Here is a 19,343-nt window from a genome sequence, read left to right as displayed (position 1 = left end):
GCATCCTGCCCGACGAGGACGCGAATTATAGGCCCATCAGATTTGGCGTCAAGCCCTAATTGCCGTTTTATTTCAAAACACCCCAAATTCACTCAATCGAGGCACTTTTACTGCGCTGACGCCAGCGCCACAACGACATGACAGGACCCGAAAGGGTGTACCCGACAAAAATCGCCCACAGTATGCGCGACGGATCAGACGAGATGACTGCAAACACCAATACCACTACCAGGATGACAAAGAAGGGTACCCGCCCCTTAAAGTCCAGATCCTTGAAGCTGTAGTAGCGGAAGTTACTGACCATCAGCAGACCGCCCAGCGCCGTAAGCACACCCACCAACAGAGAAATATCATTCCCGTCGACACCAAAGTCACTCAGCGACCAAACCATGCCGGCAACCAGACCCGCCCCCGAAGGGCTGGGTAGCCCGGTGAAATAGCGCTTGTCGTCATCGCCGATGTGCGTATTGAATCGCGCCAGGCGCAGCGCAGCACCCGCCACGTAGATAAACGCAAAAACCCAGCCGACCTTCCCGAGATCAGTCAGCGCCCAGCTGAAGACAACCACCGCCGGTGCCACGCCAAACGCGACCATATCGGAAAGAGAGTCATACTCCGCGCCAAACGCGCTTTGCGTATTGGTCAGGCGAGCGACCCGCCCGTCCAAGCCGTCGAGCACCATCGCAATAAATACGGCAACAGCGGCGCGAGCGAAATCACCATCCATCGCGCTAACAATGGCGTAGAAGCCAGTAAACAGCGCCGCAGTGGTAAACAGGTTCGGCAGCAAATAGATACCCTTGTGACGAACCTTACGGCCATCTGGCCCCGATACTTCTTCGACGTGCTCATCAATCGGCAGGAGTGCGTGCGCGCCTTCTGCCTCGGTATCGCGATCGTTGTTTTGATGCTCTGTCATGACATTACCTTGCAACATTGCCGAGCTGAACAGTGTGGCAATTTGACAAGCAAATAACCAGTCAGCTCCGCACTCAGGCATAAAAAAACGCGGCTAAAAAGCCGCGTTTTTCGTTATCGCTCGACTCAGTTCTTGGCCTTGTCGACGATTTTGTTGGAGGCAATCCACGGCATCATTGCACGCAGCTTCTCGCCTACCTGCTCAATCGGATGCGCTGCGTTGTTACGGCGCGCAGCAGTCATCGACGGATAGTTGTGAGCGCCTTCAGCGATAAACATCTTCGCGTACTCACCGTCCTGAATGCGCTTCAGAGCGTTACGCATGGCAGCACGGGACTCATCGTTGATAACTTCCGGGCCAGTCACGTACTCGCCATACTCAGCATTGTTGGAGATGGAGTAGTTCATGTTGGCGATGCCGCCTTCGTACATCAGGTCGACGATCAGCTTCAGCTCGTGCAGACACTCGAAGTAAGCCATTTCCGGCGCGTAGCCCGCTTCAACCAGAGTTTCGAAGCCAGCTTTGACCAGCTCAACCGCACCACCACACAGGACAGCCTGCTCACCGAACAGGTCGGTTTCAGTTTCGTCCTTGAAGGTAGTCTCGATGATGCCAGTACGACCACCGCCCACACCGCTGGCGTAGGACAGAGCAACATTCTTGGCGTTGCCGGAAGCGTCCTGGAAGATCGCGATCAGGTCAGGGATACCGCCGCCCTTGACGAACTCGGAGCGCACAGTGTGGCCCGGCGCTTTCGGAGCAATCATGATGACGTCGAGGTCAGCGCGCGGAACGATCTGGTTGTAGTGGATAGCAAAACCGTGAGCAAAGGCCAGGGTAGCGCCCTGCTTCAGGTTCGGCTCGATCTCGGCCTTGTACAGCTGAGACTGGAATTCGTCCGGGGTCAGGATCATGACTACATCAGCAGCTGCAACAGCGGCCGGAACATCGCTAACCTTCAGGCCATGAGCCTCAGCCTTGGCGATGGAGCTGGAACCAGGACGCAGACCGACAGTTACGTCGACACCGGAGTCTTTCAGGTTGCAAGCGTGGGCGTGGCCCTGCGAACCGTAACCGATGATGGCAACTTTCTTGCCCTGGATGATGCTCAGATCACAATCTTTATCGTAATAGACTTGCATGAAATTCCCCTGCTTACTGAGCGGGCCGTCTGGCCCGCGACCAATTAGTTTAGATACTCAGAACTTTTTCACCGCGGGCGATACCCGACACCCCGGTACGCACAACTTCCAGTACCGACGTCGGACCGATGGCCTCGATGAAGCTATCCAGCTTGTCGCTGGTGCCGGTCAGCTGCACGGTATAGACACTCGGTGACACATCTACGATCTGGCCGCGGAAGATATCCGTAGTCCGCTTGACCTCAGCGCGCTGAGCGCCGGTCGCCTTGATCTTGACCAGCATCAGCTCGCGCTCGATGTGGGCACCTTCTGACAAGTTGACCAGTTTCACGACTTCGATCAGCTTGTTGAGGTTCTTGGTGATCTGCTCGATCACCTCATCCTGACCGACTGTTGTCAGCGTCAGACGCGACAGAGTCGGGTCTTCAGTCGGAGCAACAGTCAACGTCTCGATGTTGTAGTTACGCTGAGAAAACAGCCCAACCACACGAGACAACGCGCCCGGTTCGTTTTCCAAAAGAACGGAAATGATATGTCTCATGATCAGGTGCGCTCCGTTTTGCTCAGCCACATGTCTCGCATCGCACCACCACGAATCTGCATCGGGTATACGTGCTCGCTGGTATCAACCGCGATATCCAGGAAGACCAGACGATCCTTCATGGCAAACGCTTCTGCCATTTTGCTCTTCAGCTCTTTCGGATCGGTGATACGGATACCCACGTGCCCGTAGGCCTCGGCCAACCTGACGAAGTCAGGCAGCGATTCCATGTAAGAGTGCGAATAACGGCTGTTGTACTGCATGTCCTGCCACTGGCGAACCATGCCCAGCGCACCGTTGTTCAGGTTGACGATCTTGACCGGCATGTCGTACTGCAGGCAGGTCGAGAGCTCCTGAATATTCATCTGGATACTGCCCTCACCGGTAACGCAGGCAACGGTCGCCTCCGGGAAGTTCAGCTGCACGCCCATGGCTGCAGGGAAGCCGAAGCCCATAGTGCCCAGACCACCAGAGTTGATCCAGCGGTTAGGCTTGTCGAAGCGGTAGTACTGAGCCGCGAACATCTGGTGCTGCCCCACGTCGGAGGTGATAAAGGCATCGCCGCCGGTCACTTCCCACAGCGCTTCGATTACAGCCTGGGGCTTGATGATACTGCCGTCGCCCTTGTCGTAGGGAAACAGCGCACCATCGCCACGCCATTCATCAATTTGCTTCCACCAAGTGGCCTGCGCTTCAGCATCCGGCGTCTCGCCGATTTCCTTGAGGATGGCAACCATCTCGGTCAGAACGCTTTCAACCGGACCAACAATCGGAATATCAGCCTTGACCATCTTGGAGATGGACGCCGGGTCGATATCGATATGAATGACCTTGGCGTTCGGACAGAACTTGGAAGCGTCTTCGCCATTGATGACGCGGTCATCAAAACGCGCGCCAACGGCCAAGATCACGTCAGCGTGATGCATGGTAAGGTTGGCGGTGTAGCTACCGTGCATGCCGAGCATGCCGACAAACTGCCGATCGGTGCCGGGGAACGCGCCCAAGCCCATCAGAGTATTGGTGACCGGCACATTCAGCGCCTTGGCCAGCTCGGTCAGCGGACGCGATGCGCCACCCAGAACCACGCCACCACCGGAATAGATTACTGGGCGCTTGGCCGCCAGCATCATTTCAACGGCCTTGCGAATCTGACCGGAATGCCCGCGGGTAGCCGGATTGTAGGAGCGCAGCTTGACCTTCTTCGGGTAGCTATACTCGAACTTGTCAGCCGGATTGGTCATGTCTTTCGGAATATCGACAACAACCGGGCCAGGACGACCGCTCTGCGCCAGATAGAAGGCTTTCTTGATGATCTCAGGAATCTCGCGCGGATCTTTGACCATGAAGCTGTGCTTCACAATCGGACGCGATACGCCAACCATATCGGTTTCCTGGAAGGCATCGGAGCCAACCATATTGCTGACTACCTGACCGGAGATGACAACCATCGGAATGGAGTCCATGTAGGCAGTCGCAATACCGGTAATAGTGTTGGTTGCGCCGGGACCTGAGGTCACCAGCACCACACCGGGCTTGCCGGTGGCGCGCGCGTAGCCATCAGCCATATGGGCTGCAGCCTGTTCGTGGCGAACCAGAATATGCTCTACGTCGTCTTGCCGAAAAATAGCATCGTAGATATGCAGAAGGGCACCGCCCGGGTACCCGTAGATGTATTTAACACCCTCGTCACGCAATGAGCGGACGACCATCTCAGCGCCGGATAAAAGCTCCACTTTTGAATCACCTCTAGCATGCCGACCACCAACACGGTGGGCAGCAGGATACCTGTTTACTGCTCGGCAGCGCAGAACAACGGTGGTTGTACTGCATCAGCTTTGACTACGTGCTTGGAGGCGTATTCCTGCTGTTTCGGAATCGCCCCACCCAGCGCGAGGTAGCGCGTGCGGGTGCCAGGCCGAGGACGACGGGTTTCGTCTCCCGGAATGAGCAACAAAGTCAGCCGTCTCGGATGCGGGGTGGGCTCCGAAAACAGCTGTCTCATGAGAACCACGAATTGTTTACACTCAAGGCGTACAAGTCAAGCCAAGTTGCAGAAAACCCCTACCAAGGGATATACCTTGTCAAGAGTGCCCGCACACGTTGTCGGGTTATGGTTATTTCGCTGCACTACAAGGACGCTAGCACCATGCGCAAGTTATTGATTACCACCCTGCTCACCCTGGCCTGCAGCAGCGCCATGGCCACCCAAATGTACAAGTGGGTAGACGAAAACGGCGTTACCCAGTTCAGTCAGCAACCGCCGACGGATAACCAGTATCAACGAATGAACGTCACGCCCCCTCCGCAACCCACTGCGCCGGCGCCCCAGGCGCCGACCGCCAGCGAAGGTGAAGCGGCAGCAACAGATACCGAAGCTACCCAGCAACAGGTAGCAGACCCCGAATACCAAGCGGAACTCGCAGCCTATTGCGCATCACTACGCGAGCGCTTGACGACGATGGAGAACAACCCACGTCTGCGCCGCACGCGCGAAGACGGCACAGTAGAAAGGATCACGGAAGAAGAGCGCCAAGAGATGATCAGCAAGGCAAAGGCTGACCTGCAAACCCACTGTCAGAACTAAGCAGGCGCCGCAGCCAGCATGGCTGCGCAACGATCGACCTTCCCAAGCGCGGCTAACAGACCGCCGCGCCGTCGACCAAGATGGGCGAACGCCTCTTCGCCCATCGGTTCAATGCGGCACTCGCCCGGCAGCGTTTCGCCACGCTCCAGCAAGCCAATCAATTGCGGGATAAACACCCACTGCAACCATTGCTCAAACGCCAGCGTGTCAACGCAAAACGGTGCCTCGCTTTCCAGCTGCCACCGCTCGGGCGCCTGTTGCGACCACAACTGCAGCTGCCGCAACTCCATTTCGAGTTCAAGCAGCGCATCAGCCATAGCCGACCAGGCAACAGACATCACAGCGATACACGAGCCCGTTGCCGCGCCTGCTCGGCGCCAGCACTGTTGCCCTGAGCGTCTCTGGCCTGAGCAACCAGCTCCCAGAGCCCGGCCTGCAGCGCAGGGCGGCCAGACGCATAGGTCAAGCCACGCTGGGCCAACTGCTCTGCCTGCGCGGCGTCGCCCTGATGCAAACGTACCTGCGCCAAACGGTAAAGCACCTGCGGCTCGCGCGGCGCGATACGCATTGCCCGCTCCAAGCTGGCATTGGCACCATTCAGATCGCCGCTACTTTCTTGCTGCCTGGCCGTCGTCAGCAGCGCCAGCACCGGTCCTGACAGCTGCTCATCTTCCTGCAGAACCGAGCTCCCGCCGAAGCTTGGAGCAGCAGTGCCCGTCGAGTTCACACCATTATCGGTTGAGAACACCGGCTGGCTGTCCAGAGGGTAGGACTGGACCGCACTGGAGCCGCCTCCGCTGTCGGGCACCATGACCACCACGCCACTATCCTGCGGCGCGCTAGTCTGGGGCGTATTGCTGATGACCCGGCCCGCACCAGTGCGCATATCCTCGTTGGAGACCGGACGGCCCGAGTCCACAACTGGAATATTGCCACCCGAGCCTGCGCAGCCGGATAACACGGCCATTGCCACCGCGGCCAAGGCTGCCTTTTTGATCGTCATCACGTCTGATCCTCTACTCAATCATCAAGCTGGAATGGCGACAGCATACTGAGCAAGGCTCAGCGCAGCCAGTCGCGAATGGTATCCAGCACTCGATTTGCTCCATCGCGCAATGCCTCGGTATCGATCACCGGACGACAGCCCGGGCCCGGCAGCGGCTCGTAACCGGCACGGAACTGCACTTCCACACTGCCCTCGCAGGACGGATCGCTGCCAAGCCCTGTGGCCGGGTCCGCCCATGCAGTCACAATCTCGGCTGGCGGAACAGCTGACAGGCTTTGCGGATGTGCCTGCCCCATAAACGCGTTCCACACCTGCAATGCGCCCGTCGCACCGGTCAAACGCGTGCGATCATTGTCGTCGCGACCGATCCAGGAAACCGCAACCAGATCATCCGAGAACCCGGCAAACCAGCTATCGCGCAGATCGTTGGTGGTGCCCGTTTTGCCAGCCAACCGCACGTTCGACGGTACGAAGCGATAAGCGGAGCGCCCGGTACCCTCGCTCATGACATGACTCATTGCTTCCTGAGTCAGGTAAATGGTCGCCGAATCAAACCGCTGACGCACCTCAAACGGGTAACGCTTGAGCGGCTCGCCTTCGGCTGTGAGCACATTACGAATCGCCCGCAGTGGCGTATTGAAGCCGCCGTTGGCAATCGTCTGAAACATGTCCGCGACCTGCATCGGCGTCATGGCCCCAGCGCCCAGCAACATGGCCGGGTAGGCTGGCCAATCATGATCCACCCCCAGCCGGCGAACCGTATTCAGCACGTTGTCCACCCCGACATCCACGCCAACACGCACCGCAGCCTGGTTGTAGGATTTAGCCAGCGCCAGATACAGCGGGACCTGACCGTGGCTCTGTCGATCATAGTTTTGCGGCGACCAGGTTTTGCCCGGCTCAGCCTCAAGGGTAATCGGCTCATCATCAATCGGCGTGATCAATGAGTAACGCTCCGGCTTTTCCAGCGCGGTCAGGTAAATTGCCGGCTTGATCAGCGAACCGATTGGCCGCGACGCATCCAGCGCCCGATTGAATCCGGAGAAGCGAGGGTTGCTACCACCCACCAGCGCCAACACCTCACCGGTCTGTGCGCCAGTTACCACCATCGCTGCTTCCAGCGGCTGTTTGTCCGGGGTTTCGCCGAAGCGCTTGAGGGTGGACTGAACCGCATCCTCCGCCTTTTTCTGCAGCAGCGGATCAAAGCTGGTAAAGATCCGCAGACCTTCGCTGGTCAGGTCCTCATCGCGGTAGTCCTCGCGCAGCTGCCGCTTGATCAGATCCATGAACGCCGGATAGCTGGTGTTGGCCATGCTGCCACCAACGGTCACATCCAGCGGCTTGGCCTTGGCATCATTTGCCTGCTGCTGACTGATCATGCCCTGCTCGGCCATCAGGTCCAGCACCAGATTGCGGCGCGTGGTAGCCCGCTCGGGATTACGGCGCGGGTTGTAATAGGACGCGCCCTTGACCATGCCCACCAGCAGCGCCACCTGATGCAGCTGCAGCTCCTGCAGCGGCTGGGCGAAGTAGTACTGACTGGCCAGACCGAAACCGTGCACGGCGCGGTTACCGTCCTGCCCCAGAAACACCTCGTTCAGATACGCCTCGAGGATTTCTTCCTTGCTGTAGTGCAGCTCCAGCAGCACTGCCATCATGGCTTCAAGCCCCTTGCGCACGATGTTGCGGTCGGCCGACAGGAAGAAGTTTTTTACCAACTGCTGAGTGAGCGTACTGCCCCCCTGCTGCAAACTGCCGGAGGTCAGGTTGACGAACATCGCCCGAGCAATACCTTTGGGGGATACGCCGAAGTGATTGAAGTAATCACGGTCTTCGACAGCCACCAGCGAGTCGACCAGATACGGCGGCGCCTGATCCAGGCGGATCAGAATGCGATCTTCATTGTGAGCGGGATAGATGCCGCCGATCATCAGCGGCTCAAGCCGCGCCATAACCAGATCACGATTGCCGCGGAGACTGCTGATGGTCGCGCCATTGAAATGCACACTCACCTTCTGCGCCGGCTCCGCGCCCTCAAAGAACTGGAAGCCACGGGTATACACATCAATCCGGCTGCTGCCGACCGACATCTGGCCCGGGCCAGTCGCCGAGTTGGTCTGCCGATACCCCAGCGCCCGCAACTCAGTCAGGAAGTCGTCACGCGTCAGCGCGCGTCCGGCATAGAGCTCAAGCGGCCGAGCAAACACCTTGGCCGGCACCGCCCAGCGCTTGCCGGAAAACTTTTCCTGCACAACGGCATCCAGATAGACCGCCAGCGCGCCGAGCAGCACCATGCCAACCAGTCCCAGTTTGAGCAACCAGCCCCAGAGCCGGCTTCTGCCTTTGGCCTTTGCCTTGCCGCGCGACCTGCGTTTATTAGCCATCTTTGTCTGTATAACTCCGCATCCGTTGTGCCCGCAGCCTGTGCTCCGGGTCATTACCTATGGTTGGCCTCGGACCAGCCAACCCGCATAATGTTCGCATTGCCGACCAAACAAGGAAACGTCGTGAGCCAGACCCTGTTAACTGCGCTGCAGAACCCTGACCTGTATGACCACCCGGTGAGCGGTTTTACTCTGATCGAAACCCATATTTCCTGGGTGCTGCTGACCGGCGACTATGTCTACAAGGTCAAGAAGCCCGTCAACTTCGGCTTCCTCGACTTTTCCACCCTTGCCCAGCGCGAGCACTTCTGCAGTGAAGAAGTACGGCTCAATCGCCGTCTGGCACCGGATCTCTATCTCGGCGTGGTTGCCGTTACCGGCAGCGAACAGGCACCAGTGCTTGGCGGCGATGGTCCGGCCATCGAATACATGGTCAAGACCCGCCAGTTCCGCCAGGAAGATCTACTCGGCAACCTGCAACGTGCCGGCGGCCTGACCACCTCCCACATCGACCAGCTGGCCGAAGTATTGGCCCGCTTCCACGGCCAGATCGAGCACGCTGAACTTGAAACCCCGTTCGGCGCCCCGGAGCAGGTGCACGCACCAGTAGCACAAAACTTCGAGCAGATCCGACCGTTCCTGTCCGACGCCGCCGACCTACGGCAACTGGATGCCCTCGAGCAGTGGGCGAATACTACCTACGAGCGGCTGATTCCCCAAATCGCCGAACGCAAGGCTACCGGCATGGTTCGCGAATGCCACGGCGACGTGTATCTCGACAACGTCACCCTGATCGACGGACAAGTGACCCTGTTCGACTGCATCGAGTTCAATGAGCCGTTCCGCTGGACCGACGTGATGGCTGATGTCGCCTTCATGAGCATGGACCTTGAAGACCGGGGCCTGCACGCCCTGTCCAACCGTTTTGTCAGCGCTTATCTGGAGCAAACTGGCGATTACCAGGGTCTGGCGGTACTCAACTACTACAAGGCCTACCGTGCCATGGTGCGCGCCAAGGTAGCGCTGTTTGGCCTGCACGACGACATGACGGATGAGCAACGCAGCGCCACCATGCAGCGTTATTACGGCTACGCCGCGCTGGCGGAAAGCTACAGCGCCCTCGCCCCGCGCTTCGGCCTGCTGACCTTTGGCGTCTCCGGCAGTGGCAAAAGCACGCTGGCAGTCAAACTGGTGGAGCAACTCGGCGCCATTCGTTTGCGCTCAGACGTCGAGCGTAAGCGCCTGTTTGGCGACGAAAGCGGCGCCGACCTCGATTCCGGCCTGTATAGTCCGGAACGCAGCGACCAAACCTACCAGCGCCTCGCCAACCTGGCCGCGCAGACCCTCGCCAATGGTTACCCGGTCATTGTCGACGCCACCCACCTGAAGCAAGCTCAGCGCCAACTGCTGCGCGACGCAATCGAGGATCAAGGGGCACCCTGCCTGCTACTGCACTGTGATGCACCGCAAGAGAGGATTGAGCAGTGGCTGATCGAACGCCAGCAACGCGGTTCTGACGTATCCGATGCCGGCGTCGAGGTCATGCGCCATCAACTGCAGTCGCTGGAACCACTCGATGATGAAGAGAGCCAGCTCGCGGTACACGTGGATACCAGCAGCGAAGACGCCATGAACGGCATCGCCGAACAATTACGCCAGCGCCTGTAACCCTCGACCGGCGTGGCCTGTACGGATAGGACACGCCGATCTACACTGAAGTTCGGGATCTCTAATAACAAAAGCCGAACCCGACACCATGCCGCATACAACCTTGCGCCCGTTCACTGTACCGGGCTCGTTCGACCCTCTGCTGTTCCCGTGCCCGACGGGCACCATCGATCCGCAACGATCAGAGCGGGAGCCACAACATGGAAACCGATGAACTGCTGGGGCTACGCAATCTCGGCAAGACGTCTGCCCAGTGGCTGCATGCCACCGGCATTCATAACCTCGACCAACTCCGCCAACTCGGCCCCGTCGGCGCCTATCGCGCAGTGCGCGCACGCGGCTTCAACGCGTCAAAGGCATTGATGTTCTCCATCGCCGGCGCGCTGCAGAATGTGCACTGGAATGAGCTGGATCCAATTTACAAGCAACAACTTCTGGATCAGCTCGACGAGCATGGCGACGCCGACGCCAGCAAGGATTAAGCGACCTGGCTCACACTGGCACCCCGATCGCCTTGCCCGTGTGAGGGCAGCCTTTTATGTTGGCGTCATGCGGCCCGACTGCGCTAATGTAGGGCTGTCCTGCAGCGATGAGAGTCCCGTGCGACCACGACTCTTGAGCAGTACGTCAGGGCAACAACAAAAGGAATTCAGCCATGTATCTGATAGGTGACCAGCCCCCTTACGCCGAAAAGCTCATCAGCTCACTTCAGCGTATCCCTGAACAGCTGCTCGAGGGACTCGAGCCCTGCGGCCAGCCTATTGAGTTGGGCGCGGTAGACGACCTCTATGAGCACGTCACCGGGGCACAGCTCTACCTGCTCAAGAGTGGGTTGCTGCACGCACTGATCGATGGCAAACCCCTGTTCTATGTGCAGGAAGGCGACCTGATCGGCCTGCGCCAGGGTCTCAACGCCGCGCCTTGCACATATCTCAGCGAAGAACCCCTGGTTCTGGTTCCGTACGACCGCGAAGCGTTCTTCAAGCACATTCACGCTGACCGTCGCCGTCAGGATCAGTTCACCCAATACCTGCTCGGCCAAGCCGCGCTAATGTCGGACGCCCTGGCTCACACCAAGCAACCGGAAGTGCGTCCGGTAACCGGTTTCCAGCACTTCGCCCCCGGCGCAGAGCTGATTCGTCAAGGTGACGAAGCTGACCACGTGTTCATCATCACCGAAGGCCACGCTGAAGCCTTCGTTCAGGGCATCAAAGTCGGCGATGTGCAGAAGGACGAGATCTTCGGTGCGATGGCCCTGTTTACCCGCGAGAAGCGCTCGGCCACCGTCATTGCCAGCGTACCGACTACCGTCATGATGATTCCCAAGGAACAGTTCCTGGCGCTGATGCAGAGCAACCCGCGCATCGCGCACAGCCTGATCGAAAGCATGGCGCGCCGCATCGACCTGATGAACAAGGAGCTGACTCACTACAAGCAGCAGGCGCAAAAATAATTCTCATTTAGCCTTGACACTCAAATGAGAACGACTATTATTAGCAACAAGTCATCGCGAGATGGCTGTGATAACAGGATTGTCGCGAGACAAACGGTTATCTCCTCATCAGGCTAATCACGGATTTCGCCCGCTCTATGAGCGGGCTTTTTTTTGCCCACCCTCCGCCTGACAAACAAAAAACGCCGCGCAACGGATGCTGGGCGGCGTTTTCGATCACGCAGCAGATCAGCCTTCTACGCTGACAGCCGACTCGGCATCGGGCTCAGCGAAGTCGCCTCCGCCAAGCGCCTTGTACAGATTGATCTCACTGAGCAACTGACTAAGACGATCCGAGATAACACTTTGCTTGGCCTCGAACAATTGACGCTGCGCATCGAGCAACGTGAGGTAGCTATCCACCCCGATGCTGTAACGACGATCAGCCAAGCGGTAATACTCCTCCGAAGCCTCCAACAGCGACCGCTGGGCCGCCAACTGATCGGTGTAGGTCGCGCGCGCGTCAAGCCCATCGGCAACCTCACGGAAAGCGCTCTGAATAACGCCCTCGTACTGTGCGATCTGCTGATTGCGGCTTATCTCGGCGTAATCCAGGCTGGCCTTCAATGCACCCGCACGGAAGATTGGCACGCTGATGCTCGGCGAGAAAGTCCAATACTCGGAACCGCTACCGAACAGGTCAGACAACTCACTGCTCGCCGAACCTGCTGCGCCGGTCAGGCTGATGCTTGGGAAGAACGCCGCCTTGGCAGCGCCGATGCTCGCATTCACGGACAGCAACTGATGCTCGGCCTGCAGCACATCCGGACGCCCATACAGCACCTCGGAGGACAGCCCTACCGGCAGCTCTGCCAGTACCGCTTTATCCAGCAGCAGAGGATTCGCCGCAGTGGCAGACCATGGCTGACCAACCAGCACCGTCAGCGCGTTGCGGTCCTGCGCAACCTGACGCCGGAAACGAGCCAAAGCGGCGCGGGCGGACTCGACAGCAGTGCGCGCTTGCGCCAGCTCGAGGCTGGACGCGACACCGACTTCATTGCTGCGTTTGGTCAGCGCGTAGCTTTCTTCGTAGGTTTTCAGGGTATCGGCCGTCGCCTCCAGCAGCGCCTGATCTGCCTGCAGCGTCAGATAGGTGCTGGCCACGTCCGCCACCAGACTGATCTGTACGCCGCGACGGGCTTCATCGCTGGCCAGAAAGTCCTGCAGCGCCTGCTCACGCAGGCTGCGGATGCGACCGAACAGGTCCAACTCCCAGGACAGCCCCAGCGTCGCCGAATACTGCCCGCTGATCGTATGCTGGCCATCACCGGACAGGTCGTGCGGTGTGCGTGTGCGAGTCCCGTTGCCGTTGGCATCAATCTGCGGATACAGCCCTGAGCCTTGAATGTCATACAGCGCGCGATTGGCCTCCACGTTGAGGGCCGCAACGCGCAAATCGCGATTATTCTCCAGCGCCAAACCAATCAGGCGCTGCAGTTCCGGGTCTTTGAAAAAGCTGCGCCAGCCGATCAGCTGGGTCTGCTCCACCCCCTGATCAACACCTTCACTCCAGTTGGCCGGAACCGGCGACGCCGGGCGCTCATACTCCGGGATCAGCGAGCAGCCGCTCAGGGCGGCTACCACCGCCAGGCTCAATACGCAGCGTTTCACTGTGCGTCCTCCGCTGTCTCAGTCTTGCCTTTGCGTTCAGTAAACCATTGGGTGACCACAACGTAGAACAGCGGCACCCAGAAGATCGCCAGCACGGTAGCAGTCATCATGCCGCCAATCACGCCAGTACCAATGGCGTGGGAGCTGCCTGCACCGGCACCCGAGGCCAGCGCCAGCGGCACAACGCCCAGGGTAAAGGCCAGCGACGTCATCACAATCGGCCGCAAGCGCAGGCGGCATGCTTCGACCGCCGCACTGGTGATGCTCATCCCCTGCTCGTGCAGGTCTTTGGCGAACTCGACGATCAGAATCGCGTTCTTGGCCGTCAGACCAATAGTCGTCAGCAGGCCGACCTGGAAGAACACATCGTTCGACAGACCGCGTCCCAGGGTCGCCAACAGCGCGCCGATGACGCCCAGCGGTACGACCAGCATAACGGCCAACGGAATCGACCAGCTCTCGTACAGCGCCGCCAAGCACAGAAACACCACGATCAGCGACAGCGCATACAGCGCCGGAGCCTGATCACCAGACAGGCGTTCTTCGAACGACAGCCCGGTCCAGGACAGACCGACGCCCTTGGGCAGCTGTTTACCAAGACGCTCAATTTCAGCCATGGCGTCGCCAGTACTGAACCCGGGAGCCGGTTCGCCCTGAATCTCCATCGCTGGCACACCGTTATAGCGCGACAGTTTCGGCGAGCCGTAGACCCATTCGCCGGTAGCGAAAGCGCTGAATGGCACCATCTCACCGTTGCTGTTGCGGACAAACCATTTCTGCAGGTCCTGCGGGTTCATTCGCGAGTCCGCTTGCCCTTGCATGAAGACCTTTTTGACCCGGCCGCGATCAATGAAGTCGTTGACATAGCTGGAGCCCCAGGCGATCGACAGGGTCTGGTTGATATCGGCCAGCGATAGCCCCAGTGCACTGGCTTTCTCATCATCAATCAGCAACTGAAACTGCGGCTGATCATCCTGACCATTCGGTCGCACGTTCGCCAGAATGCTGCTTTGCGACGCCATACCCAGCAGTTGATTACGCGCCTGCATCAGCACGTCATGACCGACGCCGGCGTTGTCCTGCAGATAGACGTTGAAACCGGAGGCAGTGCCGAGCTCCATTACCGCTGGCGGAGCGAAGGCAAATACCATCGCGTCTCGGTAACCAAAGAAGTGCTGCTGAGCCCGTTGCTGCAGCGCAAATACGCTCAATTCTGGCGCTTCACGCTCTTCCCATGGTTTCAGGCCAACGAACGCCAGGCCCGCACTCTGGCCGCGGCCAGCGAAGTTGAAACCGGTGACAGTAAATACCGAGTTCACGGTCTCCGATTCCTGCTCAAGCAGGTAGGTACGCATGGCGTCCACTGTCTGCTGGGTGCGCTCGGCACTCGAACCGACCGGCGCCTGAACCTGTACATACAGCACGCCCTGATCTTCGTCCGGGAGGAAGGAGGTCGGCAGGCGGGTGAACAGGAAGGCCATCAGTCCAACGATGACGATATACAGCAGCAGGTAGGGTGCCTTGCGCTGCAGAATCGAAGCAACGCTGCTTTCGTAGCGCTTAACGCCCCGATCGAAGGTACGGTTGAACCAGCCAAAGAAGCCGCGCTCAGCGTGGGTATGGCCCTTCTGCACCGGCTTGAGAATCGTCGCGCACAGCGCCGGGGTAAAGATCAATGCCACCAGCACCGAGAGAATCATGGCGGAGGCGATGGTGATCGAGAATTGCCGGTAAATCACCCCCGTCGAGCCGCCGAAAAACGCCATTGGCAGGAACACCGCAGACAGCACCAAGCCGATACCGACCAGGGCGCCCTGGATCTGCCCCATGGAACGCCGTGTCGCCTCCACCGGAGACAACCCTTCTTCGGCCATCACCCGCTCGACGTTTTCCACCACGACGATGGCATCGTCCACCAGCAAACCAATCGCCAACACCATCGCGAACATGGTCAGAATGTTGATGGTAAAGCCGAAGGCAGACAGCAGGCCGAAGGTACCCAGCAGAACCACCGGCACCGCCAGGGTCGGAATCAGCGTGGCGCGGAAGTTCTGCAGGAACAGATACATCACCAGGAATACCAGCACCACCGCTTCGAACAGGGTGTGCACAACCCCCATGATCGACTCGGACACCACCGGCGAGGTGTCATACGGGAACACCACCTTCATGCCTTCCGGGAAAAACGGCTCCAGATTGGCAATGGTCTCGCGAATCGCCTTGGCGGTTTCCAGTGCGTTGGCACCGGTGGCCAGCTTGATCGCCATACCGGAAGCCGGCATGCCGTTGTACAGCGCTGAAATGCTGGCATCCTGCGCGCCCAGTTCGACGGTCGCGACATCACCCAGGCGTACCTGCGAGCCGTCGCTGTTGACCTTGAGCAGAATCTCGCGGAACTGCTCCGGCGTCTGCAAGCGGGTTTTGCTGAGGATGGTCGCATTCAACTGCTGGCCCGGCACCGCAGGCAAACCACCGAACTGACCCGCCGAGACTTGCACGTTCTGCGCCTTCACCGCGGTGCTGACATCACCCGGAGTCAGGTTGAAGCTGTTGAGCTTGGCCGGATCCAGCCAGATACGCATCGCATAGGGCGCACCGAATACCTGAAAATCGCCCACACCCTGCGTCCGTGAAATCGGATCCTGAATGTTGGAAACGATGTAATCGGCCAGGTCGAAGCGGTCCATGCTCCCATCTTCGGATACAACACCGATCACCATGAGGAAGTTGCGTACCGACTTGGTAACCCGGATGCCCTGTTGCTGAACTTCCTGCGGCAGCAAAGGTGTAGCCAGCTGCAACTTGTTCTGCACCTGAACCTGGGCGATATCCGGATCAATGCCCTGGTTAAAGGTCACGGTAATGCTCATGCTGCCGTCGGAGTTGCTGTCCGAGGAAATGTAGCGCAGCCCGTCAATACCATTGAGCTGCTGCTCAATAACCTGAACAACCGTGTCCTGCACGGTCTGCGCCGAAGCACCCGGGTAGGAGACGGAGATACCGACCGCCGGGGGGGCGATACTCGGATACTGATTGATCGGCAGCTTGAGAATGGCAAGCCCGCCAACCAGCATGATGACCAGTGCGACTACCCAGGCAAAGATCGGGCGGTCGATGAAAAATCTCGACATGGTTCGCTTCCTTACTGATCAGCGGAGGGCTGGGCGGCGTTCTGATCAGCCACGTTTTCTGCCGGCTGCACCGTTACCTGCGCACCAGGGCGGACGTACTGCAGGCCCTCAGTGATCAACTGATCACCCTCGTTAAGGCCCGACACGATCAACCAGCGGTTACCTACCGTACGGTCGGTCACGACGTCACGCTGTTCCACCTTGCCTTCGGCATTGACCACCAACGCGGTGGCATTGCCACGCGGAGTGCGAGTGATCCCCTGCTGTGGCGCCAGGATGGCATCGCTCTTGGCACCGGAAACCAGGCTCGCATGCACGAACATGCCCGGCAGCAGCAGGCGGTCAGGATTCGGGAACACGGCACGCAAGGTTACCGAACCGGTACTTTCGTCCACGCTGACCTCGGAAAACTCCAGCTTGCCCTCGTGCGTATAGGTACTGCCATCTTCAAGGGTCAAGGTCACACTGGCAGCGTTCTCACCCGCACGTTGCAGACGACCGGCCTCGAGATCACGGCGCAGGTTGAGCATTTCGCGCGACGACTGGGTAATGTCCACATAGATGGGATCGAGCTGCTGGATGGTTGCCAGTTGCTGGCTCTGGCCACTGGTTACCAATGCACCTTCGCTGACAGCGGAGCGGCCAATACGACCCGAGATCGGCGCCAGCACCTTGGTGTAACGTACATTGATACGCGCCTGATCAAGCACTGCCTGAGCCTGCAGACTGGCTGCCCGCGCCTCGTCAAATTGCTGCTGGCTGACCGCATTCTCCTTGACCAGAATGCCGTAACGCTCGGCCAGCGAGCGGGTTGAGAGGCTGCTGGCCTCAGCGCTTTTCAGTTCAGCCTGATAGACATCGTCGTCAATCTGATACAGCTGCTGCCCCGCCTTCACTTCGGCCCCCTCGACAAACAGACGTTTCTCAAGAATGCCGCTTACCTGCGGGCGTACCTCTGCGATCCGGTACGCGGCAGTGCGCCCGGGCAGATCACTGGTCAACAGAAAATGTTCGGCCTTGAGCGTAACAACACCAACGGGGGTGGCCTGCTGCTGTTGCGGCTGCTCGCCAGCCTGCTCGGATTCCTGACAGGCGCTGATCAACAGGGTGGAGACAAGAAGCGGAAGGAGAGCAGCGCGAGCTGGCTTCGTCGGCATGGGGAGTCCTCGTGACAAACCGTAGTAACTGAATTCTGCGGGCGCCCCTGCAACCCTTCCGGGAGAGGCACGGGTGATTGGCGCACAATATACTTACATTCACACCTGTTTGTAAATTGTTTTGACCCTACGCTAACATTAGCTCACAACTTTGCCGTAACGGCTTCCAACAACCGTTTTCACCCGAGACTTGCATGGTCAGACGCACCAAAGAAGAGGCCTTTGAAACCCGAGAAAGCATCCTTGATGCGGCAGAAAAGTGCTTTCACGAAAAGGGGGTTTCGCGCACCTCATTGAGCGAGATCGCGCAGGCGGCCGGCGTCACCCGAGGAGCGATTTACTGGCACTTTCAGGACAAGGCGGACCTGCTGGACGCCCTGTTCGAGCGCATTCAATTGCCCATGGCCGCGCTCAATCAGGCGGCGCTGGACGCCAGTGCCACCAACCCGCTGGAACGTTTCCGTGAGCTGCTGGTTGCCGTCCTGAAGCGCTTGGAATCTGACCCATCCTCGCGTCGAGTCAATGAGATCCTGTTACTCAAGTGCGATTACGTCGAAGAGCCCTGCACGCAGAAAAAACACCTGCAAAGCATGAACCGGCACCACGACGACAACCTGAAGACCTCAATCTTGCTGGCCATGGCCAGCGGTGAGCTACCCGCCAATCTGGATCTCGACATGGCGCTGTTCTGCACCCACTCATTCATCTATGGCGTATTGCACCAGTGGCTGATGCAACCCCAGCAGATCAGCCTGGTTGAACGGGCCGATGATGTCGCCGCTACCTTGCTGGATATGCTCCGCAACAACCCGCACCTGCGCCGCAAAGGCACTTAGTTCTTGGCGGCGCGGCGCATCTGTTCACAATGATCCTGTTCGGGCAATAGCGGCGCTAGCCAGACATAGTCCGCCTGATCAGCCACGGGCAGCGCACTTCCCACCTCGGACAGAAGCACGACAACCGGCGAATCACCCCAGTCTTGCTGCCAGTGCAGCGGCGCTCCCAGATCCCGTCGCGCGTGATAGGCCCCGGCGATCAGCAGCGCCGGCGCTGGCGCACTCGCCAGCACCTCAGCCATACGCTGATCACGGCCATGCTGAATCGCCAGCATCGGCGCCACCTGCGCCAACTCGATCAGCCCGCAATGACTGTCGAGAATGATCCGCTCGAGCGTCTGCCGGGTATCTGCGGCGTACTCAAGCGCCGGCGGATCACGATAGAACGCCATTAACTGATCACGATTCAAGTTGGCAGCCAGCAGACGCTGCGGCTGGGCTAATCCCCACCGCACCAGTGGCCCGTAGAGCGACCAATCCCAGCCCGGCTGCCACTGCAACTGCGCGCTGAGCTCGGCATCCGCTGGCAACGGCTGAGCCTGCAGGGCATCCACCAGCGGCTGCTGACTTGGCTGCAGCATCTCCATCACCAGCGCGCCTTGCGCTCGACGCGCCTGCAGTTGCTCGAGCAGCCAGAGCTGCAACTGGTGATGGTCAGGGTGATCATGACGCTCCCCCACAATCACCCGTGGCCGCCCTTCCAGAACCTCGACCAGCTGCTGCGCGTCCAGCCAGCGCTCAGAGCGCGTATCCCAGACCTGCCCAAGATGCGGGTCATCCAGTCCATCTGACGCCTGCCAAACGGGTAGCGGCGCTGCCAGCACTGGGAAGCAAAGCAACAGACTGAGCAGCAAACCAAGGGCTTTCATCAC

17 protein-coding genes are annotated in these 19,343 nt (G+C 59.2%); 5 read left to right on the top strand and 12 right to left on the bottom strand.

Going from position 1 to position 19,343, the window contains the following annotated elements:
• Window positions 1-88: 88 nt before the first annotated feature.
• The 5 genes from pssA to AAFM31_RS07790 form a co-directional block, all read right to left on the bottom strand.
• On the bottom strand, window positions 89-919 hold the full coding sequence (pssA, locus tag AAFM31_RS07810; protein ID WP_341707352.1) for a CDP-diacylglycerol--serine O-phosphatidyltransferase: 831 nt from the start codon (window positions 917-919) through the stop codon (window positions 89-91).
• Between the two features lie 125 nt (window positions 920-1,044).
• The gene (ilvC, locus tag AAFM31_RS07805) at window positions 1,045-2,061 is read right to left on the bottom strand and encodes a ketol-acid reductoisomerase (protein WP_104739360.1); all 1,017 of its coding nucleotides are present in this window, start codon (window positions 2,059-2,061) and stop codon (window positions 1,045-1,047) included.
• Between the two features lie 49 nt (window positions 2,062-2,110).
• A complete protein-coding gene (gene ilvN, locus AAFM31_RS07800) occupies window positions 2,111-2,602 on the bottom strand; it encodes an acetolactate synthase small subunit (protein ID WP_341707351.1) in 492 nt (163 codons plus the stop codon).
• A gap of 2 nt (window positions 2,603-2,604) precedes the next feature.
• The gene (locus AAFM31_RS07795) at window positions 2,605-4,335 is read right to left on the bottom strand and encodes an acetolactate synthase 3 large subunit (RefSeq protein ID WP_341707350.1); all 1,731 of its coding nucleotides are present in this window, start codon (window positions 4,333-4,335) and stop codon (window positions 2,605-2,607) included.
• A gap of 56 nt (window positions 4,336-4,391) precedes the next feature.
• Complete coding sequence (locus AAFM31_RS07790; RefSeq protein ID WP_341707349.1) at window positions 4,392-4,604, bottom strand: hypothetical protein; 213 nt, start codon at window positions 4,602-4,604, stop codon at window positions 4,392-4,394.
• Window positions 4,605-4,748: 144 nt separating this feature from the next.
• Here AAFM31_RS07790 and AAFM31_RS07785 point away from each other — a divergent pair, with 144 nt between their 5' ends.
• Entirely contained in the window at window positions 4,749-5,186 is a 438-nt protein-coding gene (locus AAFM31_RS07785; RefSeq protein ID WP_341707348.1) for a DUF4124 domain-containing protein, read from the top strand.
• On the opposite strand, the gene AAFM31_RS07780 is transcribed toward AAFM31_RS07785, so the two are convergent.
• The 3 genes from AAFM31_RS07780 to mrcB are packed head-to-tail and all read right to left on the bottom strand — an operon-like array spanning window position 5,183 to window position 8,576.
• Window positions 5,183-5,524: a YqcC family protein gene (locus AAFM31_RS07780; RefSeq protein ID WP_341707347.1), complete on the bottom strand. Its 342-nt coding sequence runs from the start codon at window positions 5,522-5,524 to the stop codon at window positions 5,183-5,185. The two genes, AAFM31_RS07785 and AAFM31_RS07780, sit on opposite strands and share 4 nt — an antisense overlap.
• Complete coding sequence (locus AAFM31_RS07775) at window positions 5,524-6,189, bottom strand: tetratricopeptide repeat protein (RefSeq protein ID WP_371833023.1); 666 nt, start codon at window positions 6,187-6,189, stop codon at window positions 5,524-5,526. The genes AAFM31_RS07780 and AAFM31_RS07775 overlap by 1 nt, the downstream gene beginning before the upstream one ends.
• 59 nt (window positions 6,190-6,248) lie before the next feature.
• The gene (mrcB, locus tag AAFM31_RS07770; protein ID WP_341707346.1) at window positions 6,249-8,576 is read right to left on the bottom strand and encodes a penicillin-binding protein 1B; all 2,328 of its coding nucleotides are present in this window, start codon (window positions 8,574-8,576) and stop codon (window positions 6,249-6,251) included.
• A 123-nt stretch (window positions 8,577-8,699) separates the two neighbouring features.
• Here mrcB and AAFM31_RS07765 point away from each other — a divergent pair, with 123 nt between their 5' ends.
• The 3 genes from AAFM31_RS07765 (at window position 8,700) to AAFM31_RS07755 (ending at window position 11,697) form a co-directional block, all read left to right on the top strand.
• The gene (locus tag AAFM31_RS07765) at window positions 8,700-10,244 is read left to right on the top strand and encodes an AAA family ATPase (protein WP_341707345.1); all 1,545 of its coding nucleotides are present in this window, start codon (window positions 8,700-8,702) and stop codon (window positions 10,242-10,244) included.
• A gap of 200 nt (window positions 10,245-10,444) precedes the next feature.
• Window positions 10,445-10,726 (top strand): TfoX/Sxy family protein, encoded by a 282-nt coding sequence (locus tag AAFM31_RS07760; protein ID WP_341707344.1) that lies wholly within the window; start codon window positions 10,445-10,447, stop codon window positions 10,724-10,726.
• Between the two features lie 173 nt (window positions 10,727-10,899).
• Complete coding sequence (locus tag AAFM31_RS07755; protein ID WP_341707343.1) at window positions 10,900-11,697, top strand: cyclic nucleotide-binding domain-containing protein; 798 nt, start codon at window positions 10,900-10,902, stop codon at window positions 11,695-11,697.
• Window positions 11,698-11,925: 228 nt separating this feature from the next.
• On the opposite strand, the gene AAFM31_RS07750 is transcribed toward AAFM31_RS07755, so the two are convergent.
• From AAFM31_RS07750 to AAFM31_RS07740, 3 genes are read right to left on the bottom strand one after another with little or no spacing between them, the layout of a single operon-like run.
• Entirely contained in the window at window positions 11,926-13,347 is a 1,422-nt protein-coding gene (locus AAFM31_RS07750; protein ID WP_341707342.1) for an efflux transporter outer membrane subunit, read from the bottom strand.
• Window positions 13,344-16,478 (bottom strand): efflux RND transporter permease subunit, encoded by a 3,135-nt coding sequence (locus AAFM31_RS07745; protein ID WP_341707341.1) that lies wholly within the window; start codon window positions 16,476-16,478, stop codon window positions 13,344-13,346. The genes AAFM31_RS07750 and AAFM31_RS07745 overlap by 4 nt, the downstream gene beginning before the upstream one ends.
• Window positions 16,479-16,489: 11 nt before the next feature.
• Window positions 16,490-17,635 (bottom strand): efflux RND transporter periplasmic adaptor subunit, encoded by a 1,146-nt coding sequence (locus AAFM31_RS07740; RefSeq protein WP_341707340.1) that lies wholly within the window; start codon window positions 17,633-17,635, stop codon window positions 16,490-16,492.
• 194 nt (window positions 17,636-17,829) lie between these two features.
• Here AAFM31_RS07740 and AAFM31_RS07735 point away from each other — a divergent pair, with 194 nt between their 5' ends.
• Window positions 17,830-18,471: a TetR family transcriptional regulator gene (locus tag AAFM31_RS07735; RefSeq protein WP_341707339.1), complete on the top strand. Its 642-nt coding sequence runs from the start codon at window positions 17,830-17,832 to the stop codon at window positions 18,469-18,471.
• On the opposite strand, the gene AAFM31_RS07730 is transcribed toward AAFM31_RS07735, so the two are convergent.
• Window positions 18,468-19,340 carry a ChaN family lipoprotein gene (locus AAFM31_RS07730; protein WP_341707338.1) on the bottom strand — a complete coding sequence of 291 codons (873 nt, stop codon included), beginning with the start codon at window positions 19,338-19,340 and terminating at the stop codon, window positions 18,468-18,470. The genes AAFM31_RS07735 and AAFM31_RS07730 overlap by 4 nt on opposite strands.
• Window positions 19,341-19,343 lie beyond the last annotated feature (3 nt).

This window comes from Halopseudomonas sp. (assembly GCF_038130085.1).
Classification (GTDB): domain Bacteria; phylum Pseudomonadota; class Gammaproteobacteria; order Pseudomonadales; family Pseudomonadaceae; genus Halopseudomonas.
Note: the sequence above shows the minus strand (reverse complement) of the source record. Positions and strands in the feature narration are given on the sequence as shown.